Here is a 23,143-nt window from a genome sequence, read left to right as displayed (position 1 = left end):
GGGGTCACGCTACGTGTCCGGGGCCCGGAGATGCTTCTCGATTCCTGATCGGTCGCGTGACCTGTTTCGCGACACACGACGGGATGCCGACGGTCGCGTCCGCCGCGTGCTCCTTGTACTGGCTCGGCGGCATCCCGACCAGCTCGGTGAACCGGGTACTGAAGGTCCCGAGCGACTGGCAGCCGACCGCGAAGCAGACGTCGGTGACGCTCATCCCGCCGCGCCGCAGCAGCATCATGGCGCGCTCGATCCGCCGCGTCATCAGATAACCGTACGGCGACTCTCCGTAAGCGCGCTTGAACTCACGGCTCAAGTGCCCCGACGACATGTGCGCGCCGCGGGCGAGCGCATCGACGTCGAGCGGCTGCGCGTACTCCCGGTCGATCCGGTCCTTCACACGCCGCAGCCGCGCCAGGTCCTCGAGGCGCTGCGCCTGCGTCGTACTGTTCCCCATCTCCGGAATCGTGCCACGTCAACGCAAGGAAGTCACCGAGAGGCGGCGACGAGCCGGTCAGCTCCGAGGACCCGTACCGCTCGCCTTCACCGCCGCCGCCGGACCCCCGCTCGTCGGGCGGCTGGCTGCGCCGTCGGTGCGCTCGGCTGTAGCGGTCACTCGCGGTGCGGGCTGGGCGCCGAGGGTGTGCTGAACGCTTCGGGCGAGCTCACTGTCGTGGCCGGTCGCGAGGGACTCGTTCACCGCCTTGACGCCGGCGTCGGCCGTGGCGTACCCCAGGCGGTAGGCGAAGTCCTGGTCCTGGTCGCCGACCGCGGGCGGGTTCCCGTACCGGCCCTGGAGCAGCGCCTCACTCATCGCGTTCCGGACGTCGGCGACCTTCTCCGGATCGGGTTTGTTCCACCGCTCCCCGTTCGTACCGGGATCGGCGGACGTCACGATCGAGGAGGCGGCCGTCTCGAGGGTTCGGTCGACATCGCCGCGGGCCATCTGCGCGCGCACGTTCGGCAGGAAGGGCGTGCTGTCGATGTGGGTGCCGACGTTGTCGTCGCGGATGTACTCCTCCGCGAGCCGTGCCGCGAACCCGTCGGCGAGGTTGCCCAGCGGGCCCTTCGGGAGGTCGGCCCAGCGTTCGCTCTGCCGCCATCCCATGCTGGCCGCGGCGCTCGCGTTGATCGCCGCGTCCGACCAGGGCACCTCGCTGCCGTTCTGCTCGAAGGCACGCAGCTGCATGGTCGCAGCGGTGGCGTCCAGCGCCTTGCGCCACCAGGCGTCGTCCGAGGGGTTGCGGTAGTTACCTGGTTCGACGTGCGACTGAGACATCGGCGCCCTTCAGCTGGTTCCGGATCGGCGACGACAAGATGTCACGCCAGCGGGTCAGCGACCGGCCGCCGCCAGTCCCAATCGTCGTCCGGTCCCACGACGAACGCGTTCAGGCTGGACGTCATCAGGTACGCCGTGGTCATCGAGCTCCCCAGTTCAGGTACGCGACATTGGCGAGGAGCCAGCCGAAGCCGATGGCTTGTTGGCCATCGCGTTCGGGAGTTGGTTGGTAGCGGTTGTACAGCGCGAGACAGTGCGCGTGGACCTGCGGATCCCACGGGCTCGCCTGCATCCACCGTGGCGCCTGGTGCGCGACCGAGGCCGCGCCGATCGCACCGCCGGCGACGGTGGTGTGTACGGCGGGCAGTCCGGCGGCGTCCGTGGTGGCGACGTTCTGCGTGAACGTCCTGGCGATCCGAGCCATGTCCCGCCCCGTGAACGCCAGCTTCGCGCGGAACGCCCGTACGGCGAACTCGACGTCGATCGCTCCGTGGCTGATGTCCTCGAACTGACGGGCCGGCCCTCCGGACGGCGTGAAGATCGACAGGTCGGTCGCCGGGTCGCCGCTCTTCGCGAACCCTTCGTAGATGTGCCCGCCCATCGGCCAGTAGTGCCATTGGTACGCGTCGCCGGCGTCGGTCACGAGCTGGCTCGCGAGCATCCGCCCCATCGCCGCGACCTTCGCCCGGTATCCGCGGTCGCCCGTGATCAGTGCGAGCTCGACGAGAGTCTGACCGAGGCCGACCGACTGGTTGATGGGTTGCTCGCACCCGTCGTACGCGAGCGGCTGGCCTTTCGGCCAAATCAGGTAACCGCCGTCGCGGTACTCCCAGTCGTGCACGGCGACCGCCTCGCGGCAGGCGGTCAGGTACTCGGCCGCCTTCGCCTGATACCGCCGCCGCAGGACGGGCGAGCCGAGGACGATCCGCACGAAGCTCGCGATCGGGTACGTGATCATGCCGGTGTGCACGGCGAAGATCACCGGCTCGCAATGCACTTCATACGTGCCAAGCCGGGGTACGTCGCCTGCGCGCGGCGTCGGCCGCCTGTCGATGGCGGTGAGCTGGAGCGGTCCGGGGGCGGCCGTGTAGATCCGAGTGACGGCGTAATCGGGACTGGCCGGGTCGAGGGACAGGTCTGTCAGCGTGACCGTGCGGTTCACGAAGGTGTTGACGAGCTTGACCGTGAAAGTGTCCGGACGGGACCCGGTGCTGACGGTGACCGTTGTGTCCTCGGCGTACGACAGGGCTTCGCGCAGGTCGAGCAGCGGCTGGCCGTTGCTGTCGGCAAGGGTTGCGTAGCCGGTGGTATACGGGTGGTCGGCGCGCCAGGCGGGTTGCGAGAGACCGCGGTAGTCCTGCACCCCGCGGACGCTGTCCCGGACCGAGAGCACCTGGTCGATGTTGTCGACGAGGCGGTCCAGGTAATAGGTGTCGCGGTACTTCTCGTACATCCGGACCAGGCCGAGCAGCACGTACGACTGGCTCCAGGCGAGCATCCCGGAGCGGCCGTCGCGATTGGTGTTGTCGTTCGGCTGGTCGGGTTGACCGGGGCCGCCTTGCTGGAAGAGGCGGTCCCAGTCGTCGAAGGTCTGGCGGGCGGTGTAGTCGATCCCGTCGGCGTACGCCGGGATTGCGGTCAGCCCGCCCGCGGCAACGGCGCCGACGGCTGTCAGGCGGAGGACGTCACGGCGGGACGGGCGGAAGTCGGTCATGGCGGGGCGGCCTCCCGGCGAGAGTGGGCTAGGCCACCATTCTCCCCGAGGGAATCGATTTACGGCAGGTCCAGGGCCAGTGGTAAATCGTTGAGGAACTCGGCCGCGTCGAACATCGCGCCGGCCGAGGCGACGCCTGACGACCGCGTCTGCCCGCCGAGGATCCGCCGTACCGCGCCGACGGCGAGCGGGGCCGAGATCGCATAGATGTCCTGACCGGTCGCGGTCGCGCGCACGTCGTCGCCGATACGCACGTCCACCACGAACGTCTGGTCGGAGCGGCCCTGCTCGTCGACGGCCGTCGGCGCCGGGGTGTCCGCGTCGGCCAGATCGCCGGCCGCTTCGAGCGTCATGTACGTGCGCACCTCGGGTACGGCGAGGTGGCTCGGGATGGTGACGATGTCGGCCATGCTGAACTCGGCGAGCACGCGGCGCCGGCCGAGCGGTTCCGGGAACGTCCAGTCCTGCTGAACCGGCGGGTCGTCGTGATACCGCAGCTTGCCCTCGGCGAACCGCACACGACGGCCGCTGCGGCGATCGTGTGAGACCTGGCCGGCGACACGGGTCCCGGGCGTCGGGTGCCAGCTGCTGAGTCCGTACGAGACGTGGACCGCGGGCGCGCTGGTCTCCTCCCCCAGGGCCGCCGTCGTCAGCAGGTCGCCGAGTCCGCCGTAGAACGCCATCGCCGGGACGACCGGTGTCGCGCTGCTCCTCGCGAGCGTGGACACGTTCGTCTCGATCTCGGCCGCGACATCGACGTACGGGATCCCCGCGCGGTTGGCCGCCTCGATGAGCGGTTCGGCGGTGAGCGCGAACGGACCGGCGCAGTTGATCACGGCCGCGGCGTTCTTCAGCGCCAGATCGAGGCCGTGCGGGTCGTCGGCGGCGGCCGGCCGGATCTCGAGGTCGCTCCAGTGCTGTTCGAGGGTCGCGGCGTTCCGGCCGGACACGATGGTGGGGAGGTCCTGCCGGAGCAGCTCCTCGACGACGAACCGGCCGGTGTGACCGGTGGCTCCGTAGACCACGATGGCGTTCATAGGTCCGAGTCTCGTCCGCTGCGGTCCGATTGCGTGAGAGTCCGGAACGACACCATCCGTACACTTTCGGACATGCACACCGTCGCGCTGGCGACCGCCGGCCATCTGCTGCACTTCGAGCTCGGGATCGCGTACGAGATCTTCGGCAACCCACCACTCGGAGCCGCCGAGTGGTACGACGTACGGCTGTGTGGACCGGGGCCCGTGCAGGTCGGGCCGTTCGTGGTGGAGCCTTCGGAGTCGCTGGAGTGGATCGCGGGCGCGGATACCGTGCTGGTGCCGGCTGTCGCGGACGTGGACGAGCCGCTGTCAGGTGAGCTGATCGAGGCAGTGCGGGCCGCTTCCGAGGCCGGTGCTCGGATCGCATCGTTGTGCACTGGGGCGTTCGTGCTGGGCGCCGCCGGGTTGCTCGACGGGCGGCTGGCGACGACGCATTGGGCGCATACCGACGTACTCGCTGCTCGGTTTCCGGAGGCGTTCGTCGATCCGGATGTGTTGTACACGGACAACGGGCAGGTGCTGACTGCGGCTGGGAAGGCGGCGGCGATTGATCTGTGTCTGCATCTGATCCATCTCGATCACGGGGCGACGGTCGCGAACACGGTGGCTCGGCGTCTCGTCGTACCGCCGCATCGGGCCGGTGGGCAGGCGCAGTTCGTGGCGACGCCGGTGCAGGTCAGCGGGGATCACGGGCTCGCGCAGCTGCTCGCGTGGGCCGAGGAGCGGTTGGACCAGCCGTTGACGGTGACGGATCTGGCGCGGCGGGCGAACACGAGCCCGCGGCACCTCGGGCGGCAGTTCCGTGCGGTGACCGGTCAGACGCCACTCCAATGGCTGCTGATTCAGCGAGTGCGGCGCGCCCAGCAGTTGCTCGAAGCCACCGATCACGGGATCGAGGCAGTCGCCGCCGCGGCGGGTCTGGGTACGGCGACCACCTTGCGCCGCCACTTCAAGCGCGTGGTCGGCGTGCCGCCCGACAGTTATCGACGCGCTTTTCGCAGCACTGGCTAGGGTGACCGGCATGGAGAGTTATCCGCGACGGATGCACACCGCGCTGGATACGACGGACGCGCGGGGGCTGGCCGAGTTCTACCGGGTGCTGTTGGGGTTGCGGTACCGCCCCGGAGACGAGCCGCCGGCCGACGGTACGACGGATAACGCGGACTGGCTGGTCCTCGTCGACGACGACGGCAACCGGCAGCTCGCGATCCAGCAGGTCAAGGTGCTCAAACGTTCCACCTGGCCGTCGCCCGACGTCCCGAAGCAGATGCATCTTGACTACGCCGTACCGTCGGTCGACGAACTGCGACGCCATCGGCAGCGCGCCGAGGAGCTCGGAGCGACGGTGTTGCTCGACCGGACCGGGGAAGAGTCCGAGCCGCTGTATGTCCTGGCCGATCCGGCGGGGCATCCGTTCTGTCTACTCGTGGGGGTTCTGTGAGCAAGCAAACCGGATATGCCGACGTCAACGGACTGCGGATGTACTACGAGATCCGCGGGTCCGGTGGTACGCCGCTCCTCCTGCTGCACGGGGGTTTGTTCAACATCGACCTGCAGTTCGGCCCGTTGCTCGACGGGCTGGCGGAGGGTCGGCAGGTGATCGCGGTCGACTTCCAGGGGCACGGGCACACGAACGACATCGACCGTCCGCTGGGCACCGCGGCACTCGCCTCGGACGTGGTCGCGTTCTTGGAGCAGCTCGGTATCTCGCAGGTGGACCTGTTCGGGTTCAGCGTCGGCGGCGCGGTCGCGCTCCACCTGACGATCAAGCACCCGGAGCTGGTCCGGAAGGCCGTCATCTCGTCGGTCCCGTACAACACGTCCGGCGAGCGCGAGGAGAACGCCGCCGTCGGCGAGATGAAGGTCGAGATGATCGCCGGGACGCCGATGGAGAGCGACTACCTGGCGAAGTCGCCGCACCCGGACCTCGAGCACCTCCAGGTCCTGCTCGACAAGCTCGGCGGCTACGACCGCGGCGGTTCCGGCTGGACCGACGACAACATCCGCGGCATCGCGGCACCGACGCTGCTCACGTACGGCGACTCCGACGCGGTCAAGCTCGACCACGTCATCCGCTTCCACCAACTCCGCGGCGGCGACGTGAACGGCGACTTCGTCGGCGTACCGGCCTCCCAACTCGCGATCTTCCCCGGCACCACCCACTTCGGCGGTCTCGCCCGTACCAACCTCGTCCTGGACACCGTCACCGCCTTCCTCGATGCCTAGGCGCGTCCGGGAGGCCGGCGCGGCCGACCTCGCCTCGATCCGTCGCCTCTACGACCAGCTGCATCCGAAGGACCCGCAGCTCGCTGACGCGGACGCCGACGCGATCTTCGCGAGCATCCTCGGCACACCCGGGCTCCACCTGTACGTGCTCGAGGACGAGGGCGAGGTGGTCGCGACGACGTACCTGAACCTGATCCCGAACCTCACCCGTGGCGGAGCGCCGTACGCCGTGATCGAGAACGTTGTCGTCGACGCGGAGCGGCGTGGGACCGGGCTCGGGAAGGAGCTGATGGCGGCGACGCTCCAGGCCGCGTGGGATGCCGGGTGCTACAAGGTGATGTTGATGACCGGCTCGCAGACCCCGGCGACGCATGCGTTCTATCGGCGCTGTGGGTTCGATCCGGACGAGAAGCAGGCGTACGTGCTGCGGCCGGCCTAGCCTGTGAGTTCTATGGACGAGTTGCGGGAGCTGATCGTCCGCGCTGACGGGCGTGAGGGAGCGATCGACGGGCTGTTGGTGTCGGTGGTGGATGCGCCGACACCGCCGACGGCTGGGCTGGCTTCGCCGACGTTCGCGTTGGTGGCGCAGGGGCGGAAGCGCCTGGCGCTCGGTGAGCAGGTCTTCGAGTACGGCGCCGGCGACTACCTCGTCGTCTCGGTGGACCTCCCCGTGACAGGACACTTTGTGGAGGCGTCGAAGAGCGCCCCATGCCTGGGAGCCGGGCTGGAGTTGCGGCCGGAGGTGATCGCGTCGCTGCTGCTCGACTCGGCGGAGAAGCCCGGTGGACCGGTGCGCGGACTGAGCGTGAGTCGAGCGTCCGTCGAGCTGATCGACGCGATGGTGCGGCTGCTCCGACTCCTCGACACTCCGGACGATGCGGCCGTCCTTGCGCCACTGGTCCAGCGAGAGATCCTCTGGCGGCTGCTCCGGAGCCCGCAAGGTGCCGCCGTACGCGAGATCGGGCTCGCCGACAGCAGTCTCTCGCACGTCGCCCGGGTGATCCGATGGATCCGCGACCACTACACCGAGCCGTTCCGCGTCGAGGACCTCGCGGCGATGGCCGGCATGAGCACGTCGGCCTTCCACCGGCACTTCCGCACGGTCACCGAACTGACCCCGATCCAGTTCCAGAAGAAAATCCGGCTGCACGAGGCCAGGCTGCGTGTCGTCGGCCTCGGCGAGGACGTGACGAGCGCCGGGTACGCCGTGGGTTACGACAGCCCGTCCCAGTTCAGCCGCGAGTACCGGCGTGAGTTCGGAATCCCACCGAGCCGCGATCACGGCAGGATCGTGCAAGTCTGAGCGAGGATTGATCTACCACCTCGTCAACGTCCACACGTCTACTGGAGTAGTACCGATTACCCATCCAGTAGGAGTTGTGCACGATCATGCAAATCGCTGTGATCACCGGCGGAAGTTCCGGCATCGGCCAGAGCGCCGCGTTCGAGCTCGCCAAACGCGGCACCGCCGTCGTCGTCACCTACCGCGGCAGCCGTGAACGCGGCCTCGAGACCGTGGAGCGGATCGAGAAGGACGGCGGTACGGCGGCCGCGCTGCCGCTCGACGTCAGTCGCCCGGACACCTTCGGCGAGTTCCGTACCGCGCTGACCGGCGTACTCGAGAAGTGGGGCCGCACCTCGTTCGACTTCCTCGTCAGCAACGCCGGCGTCGGGCAGCCGCCCGTGATGTTCGAGGACACCACCGAGGAACTGTTCGATCAGATGGTCGACGTCCACGTCAAAGGCCCGTACTTCCTCACCCAGACCCTCCTCCCCCTCCTCGCCGACAACGGCTCGATCGTCTACACCACCAGCACCTCCGCCCTCCCGACCGCTCGCCCGACCCCGGGGTACTCCGTCTACGCCAGCGTGAAGGGTGCGCAGATCGTCCTCACCCGCTATCTCGCCAAGGAACTCAGCGCTCGCGGGATCCGGGTCAACGCGGTCGCACCCGGCGTGACCCGGACCCGCCTCGGCGACGACGCGTTCGCTCAGCACCCCGAGCTGATCCCGCCCATCGCCAACCGCACCGCCCTGGGCCGCATCGGCGAACCCGACGACCTCGGCACGGTGATCGCCTTCCTCGGCTCCCCCGAAGCCGGATGGATCACAGCCCAGACGCTCGAGGCCTCCGGCGGCTACGAACTCTGACGACTCGCGGCGTGAGCGCTTAGTTGCGGAGTTGTGCGTTGAGCCGGGCGGCCTGCCGGGTGAGGTGGTCGCGTTCGGGGAGGTTGGGCGCCGCCTGGGCCGCTTCGGCGTACAGCTGTGCAGCGGTCGCGAGATCACCGTTCCGCTCATGGAGGTACGCCATGGCGGCGGTACGGCGGCCCATTGTGCCGACTCGGGCCCCTGGGACGGAGACGCTGCGGGGTTCTCGACATCGTGGCGCGGACGAACTTCACGATTCTTCCGGCCAGGCGTCGCCCCAGGTGGTACGGCGGGCCGCTCGGTAGGTGCCGTCCGACTTCGGGATCACCGCCTGTTCCGGCGTACCGGCCGACGTGCAGAGGTCGAGCATGATCCGGTTCTTCGGGTGGCCGGGTCTGCGGATCACGCGGGCCGGCGCCGGCCGGGCCGGGTGGCGGGTCGCGACCAGGTAGGTGAACTTCTCGTCCTCGAAGTTGCGGGTGCCGTCCTTCAGCATGCGATGAAGTTCGGTGCGCGGGAGCCGGACGGCGAAGTGGCACCAGTCGACCGGGCACGGACCTGCGTGCGGGCAAGGCGCCGCGATCCGGAAACCCTGGTTGAGCAGCAGGTCTCGGGCTTCGAGGGTACGGCGGTGGCCGCACGGGGTTCCTGGCTCGACGAGAACGATCGTGGTGGCGGCGCGCGCGGCGGTGTGGATCAGGTCGCGGCGCGCGTTCTCGGTGAGCTCGTTGAGGACGTAGGCGATAGTGATCAGGTCCACCGGTTCGCGCGGCATCCAGTCGCGGAGGTCGGCCGCCGTCCAACGCCACCCACCAGCGCCGTTGGTGGCTAGTTGTTGGCCGAGGTGGATGGCGGCGGGTTGGCGTTCGATGATCTCTGTTCTGACGGTCGGCCAGAGCGCGGCGACGGCCCAGGCAGCCGCGCCGGTGCCTCCGCCGAGATCCAGGTGCGTGGCGAACGACGCGTCCACCCGCCGCCCGGCTTCCGCGAGCGCCCCGTGCAGAGCCCGAACCGTGGCGGGCATGCGAGTGACGGCGTACGCGAGGGCATCAAGCGGGTCGCTGATACCCGGCGTGGTGTCGTCGATCTGCTCGGTGCGGTAGCGCTGTGAGAGTGCGGTGACGCGGCGGCGCAACTCGTGCTGCGGTACGCCGCTGAGCGCCCGTGCGAGGGCAGCGTGCAGTTGGGTGTCCACGGAGGACATGAGGAAACTCCGGTTCGGTCGGCACGGAGTGCGCGCCTGCATCAGGGCGCACGTGATCCGCGGCCAGACGCCGCGACGCACCAACCGGTCCGGAAGAAGAAGCTGTCAGCCTGTCAGCAGGCAGCAGCCGAGGAGGGATTGGCGCGGAACCGGATAACCTTGCACGCCATCACACACCTCCTCGGGTCAGCACGACCGTAACAGAGCTGTCCTCTCCTGGCTGCTGCTTTTACCGGCCCTCCGACGTACAGAGGCACACCTTGTTGCCCTCCGGGTCCGCGAGGACGATGAACGCCGGCGCCTCGTCGTCGTACGCGACGGTCCCACCCGCGGCGATCGCGGCCTTGATCCGCGACGGGACGACCTCGGGCGGCAGCCAGAGGTCGAGGTGGAAGCGCTGACGTGGTGTCTCGTGCGGGTCGGTGCCCTGGAACCAGAGATTGGCGACGCGACCGGTCGGGTCGCAGACATCGTTGCCCCGGAACGAGTCGGTGCTGCCCGTGAGGACCGCCGCCCAGAACGGACCGATCGCCGAACGGTCGGGGGTGTCCAGAGCGATCTCCAGTTGCGCCACAGCTCCCGGCTGCGCGATCAGCCCGTGCTCGACCGCGATCGCGCTGACTTGCCGCGCCACCGCCTCGTCCTTGCTGACCGCATCGACGTACGTCGGACCGAGCCGTAACTCGGGCACGACCGCACCGGCCGCGAACGCCTCACCCACAGCCGCCACGAAGCGCGCGCCATCGGCGTACGAGTCGATCAGGTACCTCGCGTGCAGCGCCTGCTGCAGCTTGCGCCAGTCGGGCAACCCCGCATCCGTCACCATGTGTACCTCCTTGACCAGACACTACGATCCGCCACCGACAGTTCTCGCTTCCAGGGTCGCGAGATCGCGCTCGGCGAACCGGCGGTGCTCGAACTCCTCGCTCAGGATCGCGCCGAGACAATCGCTGACGAGATAGCTGTCCGACGGCGGGTAACCGGAACCCGGCGTCGGCGTCGTCTGCTCGGTCAGGCGCTCGTCGGTGAGGTGCGCGAAGAACGCCCGTACCGTTGCTATCCGATCGGCCCGCAGAGCGAGGACTTCGTCGAGGGACGGGCGCGCGGCGCGGTCCCGCGGTACGGGCGGGGTGTCGTGCATCTCGTCGTGCGGCAGGTCCAGCGGGTCCCACGGCTCGGGCTCACCGAGGACTGCCCGGCGTACCCAGGCGTCCGTCGCGAAGATCAGGTGCCGCAGCGTCTCGATGAACGACCACTCGCCGTCGACCGACTCGTGCAGCAGTTCGGGCGGCAGCCGACGGGCCTTCGTCACGGTCTCGCCCCACATCTGCTCGAGCAGGTCCCACGCTTCGCGATAGCCGTCGGCGTCCGTCGGGCGCATCCGTTCGCGGCCCGGGTACCGGCGGTTGAGCTCGGCGTCGATCAGCGGTACGACGTCGATTCCCCACACCGTCAGGTTCCGGATGTCACCGTCGAGCGACACGTCGTACAGCAGCGCGCCGCGGATCGTCGCGCCGGTCAGGTTCACGTTCTCGAAGTGGGCGCCGGTGAGGTCGACGTCGTGGAACACCGCACCGGCCAGGTTCTGGTCCTTGAACTCGGTCACGCGGTTCAGCGTCGCAGACCCTCGTCCGGCTGAGAACCGCGCGCGGTCCTGCGCCGTGATACATCTGCAGTCGGTACGCCGCCCTCGGACGGTCACGTGCGCGCGTGCCGTCCGCCTACCCACCGAACGGAGCGGCATGTACCGCAGGCTCGTCCTCCAGCTCTCCGGCCAGGCGATCGCCGGGCCGAACGACTTCGGTTTCGACGGTGATCGCCTCACCCATCTCGCGACCGAGGTCATCGCGCTGCGCGCCACCGGCGTACAGGTCGCGGTCGTGGTCGGCGGTGGGAACGTGTTCCGTGGAAACCGCGCGGCGGACTGGGGTATCGACCGGGTCGAGGCGGACAACATCGGGATGCTCGGCACCGTCATCAACGCGGTGCTGCTGCGCGGCCGGCTGGCGGCGCTCGGGGCGCACGGGGTGCGGCTGATGACCGCGATCCCGATCAACAACCTCGCGGAGCCGTACGTCCGGTTGCGCGCGCTGCGGCACCTCGAGAAGGGCGCGATCATTCTCCTTGCCTGCGGCAACGGGCAGCCGTTCACGACGACCGACTACCCGTCGGTGCAGCGCGCGGTCGAGCTCGACGCGGACGCGCTGCTGGTGGCGAAGAACGGCACCGACGGCGTGTACGACGCCGACCCGAACCGGCACCCCGACGCACAGCGCTTCGACCACCTGTCGTACGACGAGGTCATCGACCGCGGCCTCGGCGTGATGGACCAGTCCGCGTTCATTCTCGCCCGCGACCACCACCTCCCCCTGCACGTCTTCGACATCGACCGCCCCGGCGCCGCCGCCTCCATCGTCAACGGCACCAAACTCGGCACCACCATCACCTGAGCTCGCGCCCGATCACGTCAAGATGCGCCTGAAACCAGTCCCCACCGGCACGGTGCTCTGCCTGTAACGCCATCAACGACCACAGCACGCGGTACTTCGCGAGGGTCGTGCCGGGTGCGTCGATCGCGCCGTACCCGTCCCTGAAGGCGGTTGTTGCTTCGGGGCCCGCCATCGAGACGCGTGCCAGGTCGAACAGCGGATCGCCGTACCGAGCGTCTCCCCAGTCGAGAATCCCGGTCAGATCAGAGCCGTCGGCGTACAGATGCCGTGGGTGCAGATCGCCATGCAGCAGGACCGGCGTCACGCCGCTCACACCGTCGATGAACCGAGGCATGACCTCCCGCACGCGGGAGGCGAGTTCCGTCGGCAGCACGTCGAGCTGTTCCAGCGTCCGCGACAACTCCGCTCCCCAAGAAACCGACGAGTCCACGAGAGCGTGCGAGCGCCTGACACACTCGCCGGCTTGCCGAAGAACCGTGCTCAGGTGCGGTCCGGTGAGCGGGCGCCCCGCGAGTTCGCGCGTGATCAGGTACTCCGGTCCGACGCCGACCACCTCCGGCGCGGGAACACCAACCCCGCGCACGAGCTCGCAGACGCGCGCCTCCTCGGCAGCTGTGGGGCCGGACTTCAGGTAGTAGGTGCCGCCGGGGCCGTGGAGGCGGAAGTTCTGGTTCCCCACGAAACCGTTGACCGGCTCGACGTGGGTGATCGGACCGACGTACGACTCAGCCAGAGCGATGGGGTTCAGCATCGGGGGCAGCTTACGGAAGGTGTAGACGTCGGCTAAATAGTTTGTGGGGGTTACGCCGTAATTGGTGTACTCGGGGTGTCCGAGTAGGTGTTGAGAAAGGTTGTCCGTCATGCGAGCTCGCTTCATGTCTCTTGCGGAAACCAATGGCACCTGTTCGAAGGACATGAAGCTTCGTGGAATTACTGAACCTTGGGATCTTGGCGCATGTTGACGCCGGGAAGACCAGCCTGACCGAGCGGCTGCTGTACGCCGCCGGCGTCATCGACGAGGTCGGGAGCGTCGACGACGGGAACACCCAGACCGACTCGCTGGCGCTGGAGCGGCAGCGTGGGATCACGATCAAGTCGGCGGTCGCGTCGTTCGCGCTGCGCGGTACGAACCCGGTCATCGTCAACCTGATCGACACCCCGGGACACCCGGATTTCATCGCCGAGGTGGAGCGCGCGCTGAGCGTGCTCGACGGCGCGGTCCTGGTGGTGTCCGCGGTCGAGGGCGTCCAGGCGCAGACCCGCGTCCTGATGCGGACCCTGCAACGTCTGCGGATCCCCACTCTCATCTTCGTCAACAAGATCGACCGCCGAGGCGCGCAGTACGACGGCGTACTGCGGCAACTCGCCACCAAACTCACCCCGGCGATCGTTCCGATGGGCGAGGCGACGCACCTCGGCACGCCCGAGGCGACGTTCAAGCCGATCGTCCAGGAGGACACCCTCCTCGACACGCTCACCAGGAACGACGACAACCTCCTCCAGCAGTACGTCGACAACGAGCCGCTGTCCCTCGACAAGACACTCGTCGCGCAGACGCACGAGGCGATCGTCCACCCGGTGTACTTCGGATCCGCCATCACCGGCGCCGGCACCGAGGCGCTCGCCGACGGCATCCGGGACCTCCTCCCCCGCGCCCGCATCACCGACGGACCGACCGAAGGTGCCGTCTTCAAGGTCGAACGCGGACCGGCCGGCGAGAAGATCGCGTACGTGCGGATGTTCGCCGGCACCCTCGCCGTCCGCGACCGAGTCGGTTTCGGCACGAGCGAGGCGAAGGTCACCGCGCTACAGGTGTTCGACGACGGCGGACCCACCTCCGCACACGCCGTACAGGCCGGTCAGATCGCCAAGGTCTGGGGCCTCGCCACCATCAAGATCGGTGATGTGGTGGGGAACATAAATGCCACCGAGCGCCCACTTCTTTCCCAACCCGCCGCCTTCGCGCCGCCGACGTTGGAGACGGTGGTGTCCGCGCGGAAGCTGTCGGACAAAGGCAACCTCCGCGTCGCGCTCACGCAGCTCGCCGAGCAGGACCCGCTGATCAACCTGCGCCAGGACGACCTCCGGCAGGAAACCTACGTCTCGCTGTACGGCGAGGTGCAGAAGGAGGTCATCGAGACCACGCTGGCGACCGAGTTCGGGATCGCGGTCGACTTCCGTGAGACGACCACGATCCACATCGAGCGGATCGTCGGCACCGGCGCGGCGGTCGAGTTCAACAAGAAGGACGCGAACCCGTTCCTCGCCACCGTCGGCCTCCGGGTCGAGCCGGCGCCGATCAACGCCGGTGTCAGCTTCGAACTGGAAGTCGAACTCGGCTCGATGCCGTACGCGTTCATCAAGGCCGTCGAGGAGACCGTCCGCGAGACGCTGCACGAGGGTCTGCACGGCTGGCAGATCCCCGACGCCCGAGTCTTCATGACGCACTCGGGGTACTCCGCCCGGCAGAGTCACGCGCACGCCGTCTTCGACAAGAGCATGTCCAGCACCGCCGGCGACTTCCGCAACCTCACCCCGCTGGTCCTGATGACGGCGCTCCAAGAGGCCGGTACGTCGGTGCACGAGCCGATGCACCGGTTCCGGCTGGAGATCCCGACCGACACGACCCGCGCCGTACTGTCGGCTCTCACGAAGCTCCGGGCGATTCCGCAGGTCCCGGCGCTGGCCGCGGAAACCTCAACCCTGGAAGGAGAAATCCCCGCGGCCGCCGTTCACGAACTCGAGCAACAACTTCCGGCCCTCACCCGCGGTGAGGGTGTGCTGGAGTCGGCGTTCGAGCGCTACCACCCGGTGACCGGATCGATCCCGAACCGCCCGCGCACCGACCACGACCCGCTCAATCGCCGCGAGTACCTGCTGCACGTCCAGCGCCGGGTCTGATGCCGCGCCTAATTCCGTGCACGACGTTGGCGCCGAGGTCGTCGTCCGTGACGATCTCGGCGTCCAGCCCGTACTCCGTCATCACCGCCCGCGCGACCGGCGCCTGACGCTCACTCATCTCGACGAACAGATGACCACCCGGCGCCAGCCACTCCACGGCACCGGCCACCACCCGCCGCAACGTCGCGAGACCGTCCGGCCCGCCATCCAACGTCACGTGCGGCTCGTACAACCGTGCCTCCGGCGGCAACAACCGGATCTCGTCTGTCGGCACGTAAGGAACATTCGCCAGCAGTACGTCGACCGCGCCCCGCAACCGCTCCGGCAACGCCGCGAACAGATCGCCCTCATACACGGTCCCGCCCCACGGCAGGAGGTTCCGCCGGGCACACCGCACCGCGGCCGGCTCGATGTCGGCGGCGTACAACGACACATCGCGCTCAGCCGCTACTGCGGCCCCCAGCGCGCCCGACCCACACCCCAAATCCACAACAACAGCGCCCTCAGCGGTCACCTCCACCGCCTCGGACACGAGGAACTCGGTACGCCGTCGCGGAATGAACACCCCCGGGTCGACGGCAATCCGCAACCCGCGGAACGACGCCCACCCGACGACGTACTCCAACGGCGACCCGGCGACCCGCTGGTCGACCATGGCCGCGACCTCGGCCGCGTCTCGGGCGGTGCCGACGATCAACTCGGCCTCGTCCTCGGCGAACACGCACCCGGACGCACGCAACCGTTCGACGAGCACGCCGAACTCAACAGCTGGAACAGGAGAAACAGACACCGAACCCCTTCGAACTACGAGGCTCCCGCGATCAGCCGACGCTGATCACTCGAGGCGGGAGCAATTGACCTGCCTGCGAGATCGGTCCCACCTCCTTCGGTCCGCGGTACGTCCTGACAAGCGTCAGCTTACCCGAACGCGTTCACCCCGGTGAGCTCCGCGGAGACCGTCCACAACCGGGCCGCCGACACCGGGTCGATCGCGTACGGACGCACGCCCGGCGCATCGTCCGTCGACACCTCCGCGATCTCACAGTCCTCGCAGAACACGCCACCCAGGCCGTCCAGAGAGGGCGAGGTCGCGGCCCACACCGAGGTCGCGGCGCCTTGCTCCGGGCTCTTGAACGCGACGTGCGGAGTACCGTCCTCGTCGATCCAGCCGTAGCCGACCATCTCCTCGTGGGTCAGGTGCCGCTGCAACGGCGTGAGGATCCCACCCGGATGCAGCGCGAACGCCCGTACCCCGGAATCCTTGCCCAGGGCATCGAGCTGGACGGCGAACAGGACGTTCGCGGTCTTGGCCTGCCCGTACGCCGCCCACTTCTCGTACCCCTGCCGGAACTCCAGGTCGTCCCACCGGATGTCCGACCGCCGGTGCCCCGTCGACGACACCGACACCACCCGCGCGCCGCCGTCCGCGACGATCGCCGGCCACAGCCGGTTCACCAGCGCGAAGTGCCCCAAGTGGTTGGTCGCGAACTGCGCCTCCCACCCCGGGCCGACGCGCGTCTCCGGCGACGCCATGATCGCCGCGTTGTCGATCATGATGTCGATCGACCGCCCCGACGCCAGGAACCGGTCCGCGAACCCGCGGACGCTGTCCAGATCCCCCAGATCCAGCTCGTCCACCTCGGCGATGTCGCCCAGCGCCTCCCGCGCGACCTCGGGCCGCCGCGCGGGTACGACGACGTGCGCGCCGGCCTTCGCCAGCGCCTTGGTGGTCTCCAGCCCGAGACCGGAGTACCCGCCGGTGACGATCGCCAGCTTGCCGGTCAGGTCGATCCCGGCGAGGACGTCGTCCGCGGTGCTGTCGTGCCCGAATCCCGAGCCGATCTTGTGTTGTGCACTCATGTCTCCGAGCGTACGAATTAGAGCTCGCTCTAGGTCAAGTCCCCGAGGTGCGGGTTCTTGCGCAGCGAGTCCGCCAGCCGCTGCAGCGCCGGGTTCGGGTTGTCCGGGCTCCAGCACGCGTGCAGCGTCACCGAATGGGCGTCGGCCGCGTCCAGCTCGCGGTACCGGACGCCCTCGACCTGCATCGCCATGATCGAGCGCGGGATCAACGCGCACCCCAGGCCGGCACGCACCAGCGCGAGCATCGTCGGCACCTGCGAAGCCAACTGGCTCACGGCGTACCGGTCCATCCCGATCATCGCCGCACAGATGTCGTGCAGGTACTGCGATCCCTCGGGGCTGTATCCGATGTAGTCGTTGGTGGCGTCGACCAGCGACACCGGCCCGTCGCCGGACGCCAACGGATGCGCGGCGGGTACGGCGAGTACGAGGTCCTCCGAGTGCACGAGCAACGACTCGAACTGCGACGGGATCGGCGGCCGCACCAGGCCGATGTCGATCTCCAGGTTCGCCAGCGCCTCGAACTGCGCCGGACTCACCAACTCGGTCAGCTCGGCGGTCACGCCGGGCGTCCGTTTCCCGACCATCGTGAGGAAGTCCGCGAGGACGGCGTACGCGCCGATCGCGGTGAAGGCGAGCCGCAGGGTCCCGGTGGTTCCGTCGGCGGCGCGGCGGGTCGCCTCCGGCGCGACCTCGAGCAGGGCGAGCACGCGGCGGGCGTGCTCGAGGAATACCCCGCCGGCCGCGGTCAGCCGGACGCCGCGGCCGGTGCGATCGAACAGCCGGACGTCGAGCGTTCGTTCGAGGCCCTGGATCTGCCGGGTCAGCGGCGGCTGGGTCAGATTCAGGCGCTGCGCCGCGCGGCCGTAGTGCAGCTCCTCGGCGACGGCGACGAATCCACGCAGTTGCTGCAGCGACAGGTCCATGCCGGCAATACCACCACAGCATCGGTCGATACGAAAAGGGGCTTGGACCTGCATAACGGAAAGCGCCTACCGTCAAACCACGTCCGAACGCTAAGGAGCCCACCAGGTGCCGAAACTCGCCGCCCTCTTCTCCCCCGCACGCGCCGCCGACGTGGTCGACGCGGACACCCGCCGACTGCTCGAGGACCGCTTCGACGTCGTGTGGGCAACCGCCGACCACGCCGCGGGCCCCGGTTCCCTGGCGAAACCGCCGGCCCTCGACCCGGCCGCCGTACCGGTCCTGGCCGCGGGCGCCGACGTCCTGCTCACCAGCTGGGGTACGCCGCACCTCGGCAAGGAACTGTGGTCGGACGGGAACGGGCCGAAGGTCGTCGCGCACGCCGCGGGCACGGTCAAGAACCTGATCGACCCGGTGATCCTCGACCAGGGCGTCGGCGTCTTCTCGGCCGGTCCGCGGATCGCGTGGTCGGTCGGCGAGTACTGCCTCGCCTCGATGCTCACGCTGGCTCGGCGACTGCCCCGGTTCGACGGTGCCGTCCGCGCCGGCGGGTGGAAGCAGACGGAGTACCGCGGTCATGAGTTGGCGGGCGCGAAGGTCGGCATCATCGGCGCCAGCAGCACCGCCCGCGCGCTGATCACGCTGCTCAAGCCGTTCGGTTGCGACATCGCGGTGTACGACCCGTATCTGTCGGACGAGCGGGCCGCGGAGCTCGGCGTTCGGACGACGACTTTGGAGGACGCGGCCGGCGGGCCGTTCCTGAGCATCCATGTCCCGAACGTTCCGGAGACCAAGGGCATGATCACCCGCGAACTGATCGCGAACCTGCCCGACGGCGCGGTGGTGGTGAACTCGTCCCGCGGCCCCGCGATCGACCAGCCGGCGCTCCTCGACCACGCGCTCGACGGCCGGATCTACGCCGCCCTCGACGTCTACGACCCCGAGCCGCCGACCTTCGACGCGACAACCCTGGCGTGCCCGAACCTCCTGCTCACCCCGCACGTCGCGGGCGACACCGCCGAGGGCCACCTCGCGCTGGCCGGTTACGTCCTGAAAGACGCGCTGAGCTGGCTCGAGGACGGGACCCGCGGACCGAGCTTCGTCGACCCGGCCGTCTGGTCGATCGCCGCCTGAAAGGACCGCCGATGTCCCGCATTACACAAGTCGAGGTCTTCCCGGTCGCCGTCCCGTTCGCCCGCCGGTTCGTGCTGGGCAGCGGCGCCGTCGGTGCCCCCGACGCGGCGCCCGATCAGGCCGGCGCGGTGATCTTCGTCAAGCTCACGACCGAGGACGGCGTCGTCGGGTGGGGCGAACAGCGCGCGCTGCCGAGCTGGAGCTACGAGACCGCCGAGACGATGGCCGTCGTCATCCGCCGGCACCTCGCGCCGATCCTGCTCGAACTGACACCGTTCGACGTCGAGTTGTTCCACCAGCGCGCCGCCAAGCGACTCAGCCCGGCGGTCTCGAACGGCTTCCCGTTCGCCCGGGCCGCGGTCGACGTGGCGATGCACGACGCGGCCGGCAAGCTCGCCGGCGTCCCGGTGCACGCCCTGCTCGGCGGCAAGGTGTACGACGAGATCCCGCTCTGCTCGGCCATCGGGGTCGGGGACCCGGACGCGGTCCGAGAGCACGCGCAGCAGTCGTCGGACTATGCGGCGTACAAGGTCAAGATCGGGGGCGATCTGGACGCCGACACCGCGGCGATCGAGACGGTCGCCGAAGTCGCCGGCGGTAAACCGCTCTGGCTCGACGCCAACCAGTCGTACCGTCCGGCGGCGCTCAAACAGCTCCGGGACCGTACGGCGCACCTCCGCACCATCCATTGCGTCGAGCAACCGGTGCCGAGCACCGACACGCTCGCCATGCAGCGGCTGCGCGAGCTGATCGACCTCCCGATCGCGATCGACGAGGGCAGCTTCTCCGCGCAGGACCTGGCCCGGGCGATCCGCCTGAACGCCGCCGACCTGGTGGTGGTCAAGGTCTGCAAGTCCGGAGGCCTCCGCAACGCCCTGAAAACCGCCCAGACCGCGCTCGCCGGCGGTCTCGAGATCCTCGCCAGCGGCCTCACCGACTGCGGAGTCGCGTTCGCCGCCGCGTTGCACGTGTTCAGTCAGCTCGAGCTCGCCCTGCCCGCAGAGCTCAACGGGCCGGAGCTGCTGACCGATCTGTACGTGGAGGGGCTGAGCATCACCAAGGCCGTCGCGACGGTCCCCACCGCCCCTGGATTGGGCGTCGAGGTCGACGAGGAGCGGATCCGCGCCGAGTCGATCGACCTGCTCTACCGGTGAGGAGAACGATGCGCACCACCCTGCCCCGCCGCCGCTTCCTCGAGTTGACCGGGCTGGCCGGCCTCGGGCTCGCCGCGGCCGGCTGTTCCTCCGGTCCACCGTCCGGCACCGCCACCTGGTCCATGTGGTCGAGCAGCGCCGCCGAGAAGAAGGTCTGGGAAGACTTCGGCAAGTACGTCGAACAACAGCTCGCGCTGAAGTCCGTCGCCACCCTGACCCCGTCGAACGGCTACCCGACCAAACTCGACCTCCAGCTCGTCAGCGGTACTGCGGGCCTGGTCACTGCACTCAACGGCACCCTGATCCCGACGTACGCCGCTCGCGGCGCGCACCGCCCGCTCGACGACCTGATCGCCGCGGACCCCGACTTCCAGCTCGACGACTTCTACGACACCAGCCGCCGGATCTCGAGCTTCAACGGCAAGACGTACGCGATCGGCTTCGACGTCGCGCCGACCGTCATGTACTACAACAAGGACCTGCTGAAGCAGCAGGGCATCCCACTGCCGTCGAAGACCGAACCGATGTCGTGGGCGACGTTCCGCGATCTCGCCAAGCAGCTCACCAAGCCCGGTCAGTACGGCTTCACCTGTGCACCCGCGATCGACGACCTGGTGTCGTGGATCTACTGCGCCGGCGGCAATGTGATGAGCGAGGACGCCAGCCGCAGCATCCTCGGTGAGCCCGAGGCGATGCAGGCACTGCAGTTCGTCATCGACCTGTTCGTGAAGGACAAGGTCACGCCACCGATCAAGAACCTGGTCACCGAGAGCTCGCTGTCCAACTTCATGCAGGGCAACGTCGCGTTCATGCAGAACGGGCCCTGGCAGGTCGTGAACGCGCGGAAGGCGAAGTTCGACTGGGACATCATCCCGTTCCCGGCCGGAGCAGCCGGCAGTACGCCGCGGGTCTCAGGCTCCAGCTTCGCGATTCCCTCGGGGGTCCGCGACGGTGCGCAGCTCGAGCTCGCGTGGAAGCTGCTCAAGGCGCTGACCAGTACCGGCGCGCTCGACATCTACGCGAAGGCCGGCCGCAACAACCCGGCGCGGCTCAGTGCCGGGAGCGCGTTCCAGCCGCCGCCCGACAACCTCGGCATCGTCCAGCAGATCCTGGCCGGCAAGCTCGCCGGAGGGCACGCGTTCGACGTCACCACCAACTGGAACCAGGTCAAGCAGCTGCTCGGTCAGGATCTGCCGCGGACGTTCCTCGGCCAGGTCTCGGTCGCCGACGCGATCGACGGGCTCACCCCGCGTCTCGACGTACTGATGCGGCAGCACAAGGACACCATCCGCCAAGCCACTGCCAGGAAGGGGTGATCAGATCATGGCTGTCGACACCGCATCTCCAGTGACCACACCGGTGACCCCACGCGAGGCCCCGACGCCGCGCTGGCGGAGCCGCGAGGCGCTGACCGCGTGGCTGTTCATCCTGCCCAGCCTGATCGGCTTCCTGATCTTCACCGCCGGCCCGGTTGTCGCCGCCGGCGTCATCTCGCTGCTGAACTGGAACCTGTTCAGCGCACCCACCTGGGCCGGGCTGCACAACTTCGCCCGGCTCGGCCCCGACCCGACGTTCTGGTCGGCGCTCGGCAACACGGCGTACTTCACGCTGCTGAGCGTGCCGTTGACGATCCTGGTCAGCCTGGCACTCGCGTTGCTGCTCAATCAGGGACTCAGGCGGATCGCCGTCTTCCGGTCGCTGCTCCTGTTGCCGTACGCAACCATCACGGTCGCGGTGGCGTTCGTCTGGATCTGGCTCTACATCCCGCACGACGGCCTGGTGAACGCCGTGCTCGGGTGGTTCGGCATCGACGGACCGGCGTGGCTGATCTCGGACAACTGGGCGATGCCGGCACTGATCCTGATGAGCGTCTGGAAGAGCTTCGGCTTCGGCATGGTCGTCTTCCTCGCCGGACTGCAGGCGATCCCGCAGCAGCTGTACGAAGCCGGACGAGTCGACGGGACGTCGCCGTGGAACAGCTTCCGGCACATCACGCTCCCGATGCTGTCGCCCGCACTGTTCTTCGTGATCGTCACGTCGGTGATCGGCTCGTTCCAGGTCTTCGACCAGGCGCTGATCATGACGAACGGCGGCCCTGGCACGCGCACCACCACGCTGGTCATGTACATCTACCGGACCGGCTTCGAGAACTACGACCAGGGGTACGCCGCGGCGCAGTCGCTCGTGCTCTTCGCGTTCATCGTGATCATCACCGCGGGGCAGTTCCTCTTCCAGCGGAGGCTGGTGCACTATGACAACTAGCGCGACGATTGGCCGAACAACTAGCGGCACAACTGAGATCCGCCAGAAGGTCGTGGTGTTCACCTGCTGCCTGGTCACCGCGATCACCCTGGTCCCGGTCGTCATGATGGTGCTGGTCGCGTTCCAGTCCGACGCCGAGTCGATGGCCGCCAAGCCGTCGTTCTGGCCGAGCAGCTGGCACCCCGAGAACCTCACCCGGGCATTCGATCTGGTGCCGCTCGGCAAGTACCTGCTGAACACCGTCTACTTCGCGGCCGGTACGACGATCCTCGAAACGGTCACGGCCGCGCTGGCGGCGTACGCGTTCGCCCGGCTGAACTTCCCCGGCCGCAGCTGGTTGTTCGGGATCTATCTCGCGACGTTGATGATCCCGTCGCAGGTGACGCTGATCCCGCAGTTCGTGCTCGTCGCGAAGCTGCACGGGATCGACACCTGGCCGGGGATGATCCTGCCGCACGCGTTCACCGCGATCGGGGTGTTCCTGCTCCGGCAGTTCTTCCTCGGCATCCCGCGCGACTACGAGGAGGCCGCGCGGCTGGACGGCGCGAACCGGTGGCAGGCGTTCGTCCGGGTGATCGTGCCACTCGCGGTCCCGGCGATCGCGACGCTCGCGGTGTTCAAGTTCATCGGCCAGTGGAACAACCTGCTGTGGCCGCTGGTGATCTCCAACAGCGACGCGACCCGCACCGCGTCGGTCGGCCTGCAGGTGTTCCAGGACACCAACGGCACCCAGTGGAACCTGCTGCTGATGGCGGCGACCGTCACCACGATCCCGCTGATCGTCCTGTTCTTCCTCACGCAACGCTGGTTCGTCCGAGGTATCACCATGAGTGGGCTGGGAGGCCGCTGA

At 68.6% G+C, this 23,143-nt stretch carries 25 protein-coding genes; 13 read left to right on the top strand and 12 right to left on the bottom strand.

Features of this window, described 5'->3' with window-relative positions:
* Positions 1-4 precede the first annotated feature (4 nt).
* From ACWGID_RS38985 to ACWGID_RS38970, 4 genes are all read right to left on the bottom strand, one after another.
* Positions 5-454 carry a helix-turn-helix transcriptional regulator gene (locus tag ACWGID_RS38985; RefSeq protein WP_452204413.1) on the bottom strand — a complete coding sequence of 150 codons (450 nt, stop codon included), beginning with the start codon at positions 452-454 and terminating at the stop codon, positions 5-7.
* Between the two features lie 57 nt (positions 455-511).
* Positions 512-1,276 carry a hypothetical protein gene (locus tag ACWGID_RS38980; RefSeq protein WP_452204412.1) on the bottom strand — a complete coding sequence of 255 codons (765 nt, stop codon included), beginning with the start codon at positions 1,274-1,276 and terminating at the stop codon, positions 512-514.
* A 139-nt stretch (positions 1,277-1,415) separates the two neighbouring features.
* On the bottom strand, positions 1,416-2,990 hold the full coding sequence (locus ACWGID_RS38975) for a hypothetical protein (protein WP_452204411.1): 1,575 nt from the start codon (positions 2,988-2,990) through the stop codon (positions 1,416-1,418).
* A 59-nt stretch (positions 2,991-3,049) separates the two neighbouring features.
* Positions 3,050-4,027 (bottom strand): saccharopine dehydrogenase NADP-binding domain-containing protein, encoded by a 978-nt coding sequence (locus tag ACWGID_RS38970; RefSeq protein WP_452204410.1) that lies wholly within the window; start codon positions 4,025-4,027, stop codon positions 3,050-3,052.
* Between the two features lie 72 nt (positions 4,028-4,099).
* Here ACWGID_RS38970 and ACWGID_RS38965 point away from each other — a divergent pair, with 72 nt between their 5' ends.
* The 6 genes from ACWGID_RS38965 (at position 4,100) to ACWGID_RS38940 (ending at position 8,404) form a co-directional block, all read left to right on the top strand.
* Entirely contained in the window at positions 4,100-5,038 is a 939-nt protein-coding gene (locus ACWGID_RS38965; RefSeq protein ID WP_452204409.1) for a helix-turn-helix domain-containing protein, read from the top strand.
* Between the two features lie 10 nt (positions 5,039-5,048).
* The gene (locus ACWGID_RS38960; protein WP_452204408.1) at positions 5,049-5,468 is read left to right on the top strand and encodes a VOC family protein; all 420 of its coding nucleotides are present in this window, start codon (positions 5,049-5,051) and stop codon (positions 5,466-5,468) included.
* A complete protein-coding gene (locus ACWGID_RS38955) occupies positions 5,465-6,253 on the top strand; it encodes an alpha/beta fold hydrolase (RefSeq protein WP_452204407.1) in 789 nt (262 codons plus the stop codon). The genes ACWGID_RS38960 and ACWGID_RS38955 overlap by 4 nt, the downstream gene beginning before the upstream one ends.
* Positions 6,246-6,692: a GNAT family N-acetyltransferase gene (locus ACWGID_RS38950; RefSeq protein WP_452204406.1), complete on the top strand. Its 447-nt coding sequence runs from the start codon at positions 6,246-6,248 to the stop codon at positions 6,690-6,692. Before ACWGID_RS38955 ends, ACWGID_RS38950 begins: the two co-directional genes overlap by 8 nt.
* A 12-nt stretch (positions 6,693-6,704) precedes the next feature.
* Positions 6,705-7,556, top strand: a complete 852-nt coding sequence (locus ACWGID_RS38945; protein WP_452204405.1) for an AraC family transcriptional regulator N-terminal domain-containing protein — start codon at positions 6,705-6,707, stop codon at positions 7,554-7,556.
* A gap of 86 nt (positions 7,557-7,642) precedes the next feature.
* The gene (locus ACWGID_RS38940; protein ID WP_452204404.1) at positions 7,643-8,404 is read left to right on the top strand and encodes an SDR family NAD(P)-dependent oxidoreductase; all 762 of its coding nucleotides are present in this window, start codon (positions 7,643-7,645) and stop codon (positions 8,402-8,404) included.
* Positions 8,405-8,423: 19 nt separating this feature from the next.
* On the opposite strand, the gene ACWGID_RS38935 is transcribed toward ACWGID_RS38940, so the two are convergent.
* The 4 genes from ACWGID_RS38935 to ACWGID_RS38920 form a co-directional block, all read right to left on the bottom strand.
* Positions 8,424-8,588: a hypothetical protein gene (locus ACWGID_RS38935; RefSeq protein ID WP_452204403.1), complete on the bottom strand. Its 165-nt coding sequence runs from the start codon at positions 8,586-8,588 to the stop codon at positions 8,424-8,426.
* Between the two features lie 66 nt (positions 8,589-8,654).
* Positions 8,655-9,608 (bottom strand): small ribosomal subunit Rsm22 family protein, encoded by a 954-nt coding sequence (locus ACWGID_RS38930; RefSeq protein ID WP_452204402.1) that lies wholly within the window; start codon positions 9,606-9,608, stop codon positions 8,655-8,657.
* Positions 9,609-9,837: 229 nt separating this feature from the next.
* Positions 9,838-10,434 carry a VOC family protein gene (locus ACWGID_RS38925; RefSeq protein WP_452204400.1) on the bottom strand — a complete coding sequence of 199 codons (597 nt, stop codon included), beginning with the start codon at positions 10,432-10,434 and terminating at the stop codon, positions 9,838-9,840.
* A gap of 21 nt (positions 10,435-10,455) precedes the next feature.
* Complete coding sequence (locus ACWGID_RS38920) at positions 10,456-11,214, bottom strand: DinB family protein (protein ID WP_452204399.1); 759 nt, start codon at positions 11,212-11,214, stop codon at positions 10,456-10,458.
* Positions 11,215-11,350: 136 nt separating this feature from the next.
* Here ACWGID_RS38920 and pyrH point away from each other — a divergent pair, with 136 nt between their 5' ends.
* Positions 11,351-12,058, top strand: a complete 708-nt coding sequence (gene pyrH / locus ACWGID_RS38915; RefSeq protein ID WP_452204397.1) for a UMP kinase — start codon at positions 11,351-11,353, stop codon at positions 12,056-12,058.
* Here pyrH and ACWGID_RS38910 read toward each other — a convergent pair.
* Positions 12,051-12,974, bottom strand: coding sequence for a phosphotransferase family protein (locus ACWGID_RS38910; protein ID WP_452204396.1), 924 nt, complete (start codon positions 12,972-12,974; stop codon positions 12,051-12,053). The genes pyrH and ACWGID_RS38910 overlap by 8 nt on opposite strands.
* An 8-nt stretch (positions 12,975-12,982) precedes the next feature.
* Between ACWGID_RS38910 and ACWGID_RS38905 the strand changes: the two genes are divergently transcribed.
* On the top strand, positions 12,983-14,959 hold the full coding sequence (locus ACWGID_RS38905; RefSeq protein ID WP_452204395.1) for a GTP-binding protein: 1,977 nt from the start codon (positions 12,983-12,985) through the stop codon (positions 14,957-14,959).
* Here the strand turns inward: ACWGID_RS38905 and ACWGID_RS38900 are convergent.
* The 3 genes from ACWGID_RS38900 to ACWGID_RS38890 all read right to left on the bottom strand — a co-directional run bounded on the left by ACWGID_RS38900 (position 14,916) and on the right by ACWGID_RS38890 (position 17,745).
* Complete coding sequence (locus ACWGID_RS38900) at positions 14,916-15,749, bottom strand: putative protein N(5)-glutamine methyltransferase (protein WP_452204394.1); 834 nt, start codon at positions 15,747-15,749, stop codon at positions 14,916-14,918. The genes ACWGID_RS38905 and ACWGID_RS38900 overlap by 44 nt on opposite strands.
* A gap of 128 nt (positions 15,750-15,877) precedes the next feature.
* A complete protein-coding gene (locus ACWGID_RS38895; RefSeq protein WP_452204393.1) occupies positions 15,878-16,819 on the bottom strand; it encodes an SDR family NAD(P)-dependent oxidoreductase in 942 nt (313 codons plus the stop codon).
* 29 nt (positions 16,820-16,848) lie between these two features.
* Positions 16,849-17,745 (bottom strand): LysR family transcriptional regulator, encoded by an 897-nt coding sequence (locus tag ACWGID_RS38890; protein ID WP_452204391.1) that lies wholly within the window; start codon positions 17,743-17,745, stop codon positions 16,849-16,851.
* A gap of 106 nt (positions 17,746-17,851) precedes the next feature.
* On the opposite strand from ACWGID_RS38890, the gene ACWGID_RS38885 reads away from it, so the two are divergent.
* From ACWGID_RS38885 to ACWGID_RS38865, 5 genes are read left to right on the top strand one after another with little or no spacing between them, the layout of a single operon-like run.
* Complete coding sequence (locus ACWGID_RS38885; protein WP_452204390.1) at positions 17,852-18,877, top strand: hydroxyacid dehydrogenase; 1,026 nt, start codon at positions 17,852-17,854, stop codon at positions 18,875-18,877.
* An 11-nt stretch (positions 18,878-18,888) separates the two neighbouring features.
* Positions 18,889-20,031 carry a mandelate racemase/muconate lactonizing enzyme family protein gene (locus ACWGID_RS38880; protein ID WP_452204389.1) on the top strand — a complete coding sequence of 381 codons (1,143 nt, stop codon included), beginning with the start codon at positions 18,889-18,891 and terminating at the stop codon, positions 20,029-20,031.
* Positions 20,032-20,039: 8 nt separating this feature from the next.
* Positions 20,040-21,347 (top strand): ABC transporter substrate-binding protein, encoded by a 1,308-nt coding sequence (locus tag ACWGID_RS38875; protein WP_452204388.1) that lies wholly within the window; start codon positions 20,040-20,042, stop codon positions 21,345-21,347.
* Between the two features lie 7 nt (positions 21,348-21,354).
* Positions 21,355-22,293, top strand: coding sequence for a carbohydrate ABC transporter permease (locus ACWGID_RS38870; RefSeq protein ID WP_452204386.1), 939 nt, complete (start codon positions 21,355-21,357; stop codon positions 22,291-22,293).
* Entirely contained in the window at positions 22,283-23,143 is an 861-nt protein-coding gene (locus ACWGID_RS38865) for a carbohydrate ABC transporter permease (RefSeq protein WP_452204385.1), read from the top strand. Before ACWGID_RS38870 ends, ACWGID_RS38865 begins: the two co-directional genes overlap by 11 nt.

The sequence above is a fragment of the Kribbella sp. NPDC054772 genome, assembly GCF_053611945.1.
Note: the sequence above shows the minus strand (reverse complement) of the source record. Positions and strands in the feature narration are given on the sequence as shown.

Coding starts and splice junctions, on each gene's coding strand:
- ACWGID_RS38930 (WP_452204402.1), bottom strand. CDS start 9,608: ATGTCCTCCGTGGACACCCAACTGCACGCTGCCCTCGCACGGGCGCTC.
- ACWGID_RS38890 (WP_452204391.1), bottom strand. CDS start 17,745: ATGGACCTGTCGCTGCAGCAACTGCGTGGATTCGTCGCCGTCGCCGAG.
- ACWGID_RS38940 (WP_452204404.1), top strand. CDS start 7,643: ATGCAAATCGCTGTGATCACCGGCGGAAGTTCCGGCATCGGCCAGAGC.
- ACWGID_RS38910 (WP_452204396.1), bottom strand. CDS start 12,974: ATGTCCTTCGAACAGGTGCCATTGGTTTCCGCAAGAGACATGAAGCGA.
- ACWGID_RS38950 (WP_452204406.1), top strand. CDS start 6,246: ATGCCTAGGCGCGTCCGGGAGGCCGGCGCGGCCGACCTCGCCTCGATC.
- ACWGID_RS38935 (WP_452204403.1), bottom strand. CDS start 8,588: ATGGGCCGCCGTACCGCCGCCATGGCGTACCTCCATGAGCGGAACGGT.
- ACWGID_RS38925 (WP_452204400.1), bottom strand. CDS start 10,434: ATGGTGACGGATGCGGGGTTGCCCGACTGGCGCAAGCTGCAGCAGGCG.
- ACWGID_RS38965 (WP_452204409.1), top strand. CDS start 4,100: ATGCACACCGTCGCGCTGGCGACCGCCGGCCATCTGCTGCACTTCGAG.
- ACWGID_RS38945 (WP_452204405.1), top strand. CDS start 6,705: ATGGACGAGTTGCGGGAGCTGATCGTCCGCGCTGACGGGCGTGAGGGA.
- ACWGID_RS38975 (WP_452204411.1), bottom strand. CDS start 2,990: ATGACCGACTTCCGCCCGTCCCGCCGTGACGTCCTCCGCCTGACAGCC.
- ACWGID_RS38895 (WP_452204393.1), bottom strand. CDS start 16,819: ATGAGTGCACAACACAAGATCGGCTCGGGATTCGGGCACGACAGCACC.
- ACWGID_RS38985 (WP_452204413.1), bottom strand. CDS start 454: ATGGGGAACAGTACGACGCAGGCGCAGCGCCTCGAGGACCTGGCGCGG.
- pyrH (WP_452204397.1), top strand. CDS start 11,351: ATGTACCGCAGGCTCGTCCTCCAGCTCTCCGGCCAGGCGATCGCCGGG.
- ACWGID_RS38970 (WP_452204410.1), bottom strand. CDS start 4,027: ATGAACGCCATCGTGGTCTACGGAGCCACCGGTCACACCGGCCGGTTC.
- ACWGID_RS38875 (WP_452204388.1), top strand. CDS start 20,040: ATGCGCACCACCCTGCCCCGCCGCCGCTTCCTCGAGTTGACCGGGCTG.
- ACWGID_RS38880 (WP_452204389.1), top strand. CDS start 18,889: ATGTCCCGCATTACACAAGTCGAGGTCTTCCCGGTCGCCGTCCCGTTC.
- ACWGID_RS38870 (WP_452204386.1), top strand. CDS start 21,355: ATGGCTGTCGACACCGCATCTCCAGTGACCACACCGGTGACCCCACGC.
- ACWGID_RS38865 (WP_452204385.1), top strand. CDS start 22,283: ATGACAACTAGCGCGACGATTGGCCGAACAACTAGCGGCACAACTGAG.
- ACWGID_RS38980 (WP_452204412.1), bottom strand. CDS start 1,276: ATGTCTCAGTCGCACGTCGAACCAGGTAACTACCGCAACCCCTCGGAC.
- ACWGID_RS38960 (WP_452204408.1), top strand. CDS start 5,049: ATGGAGAGTTATCCGCGACGGATGCACACCGCGCTGGATACGACGGAC.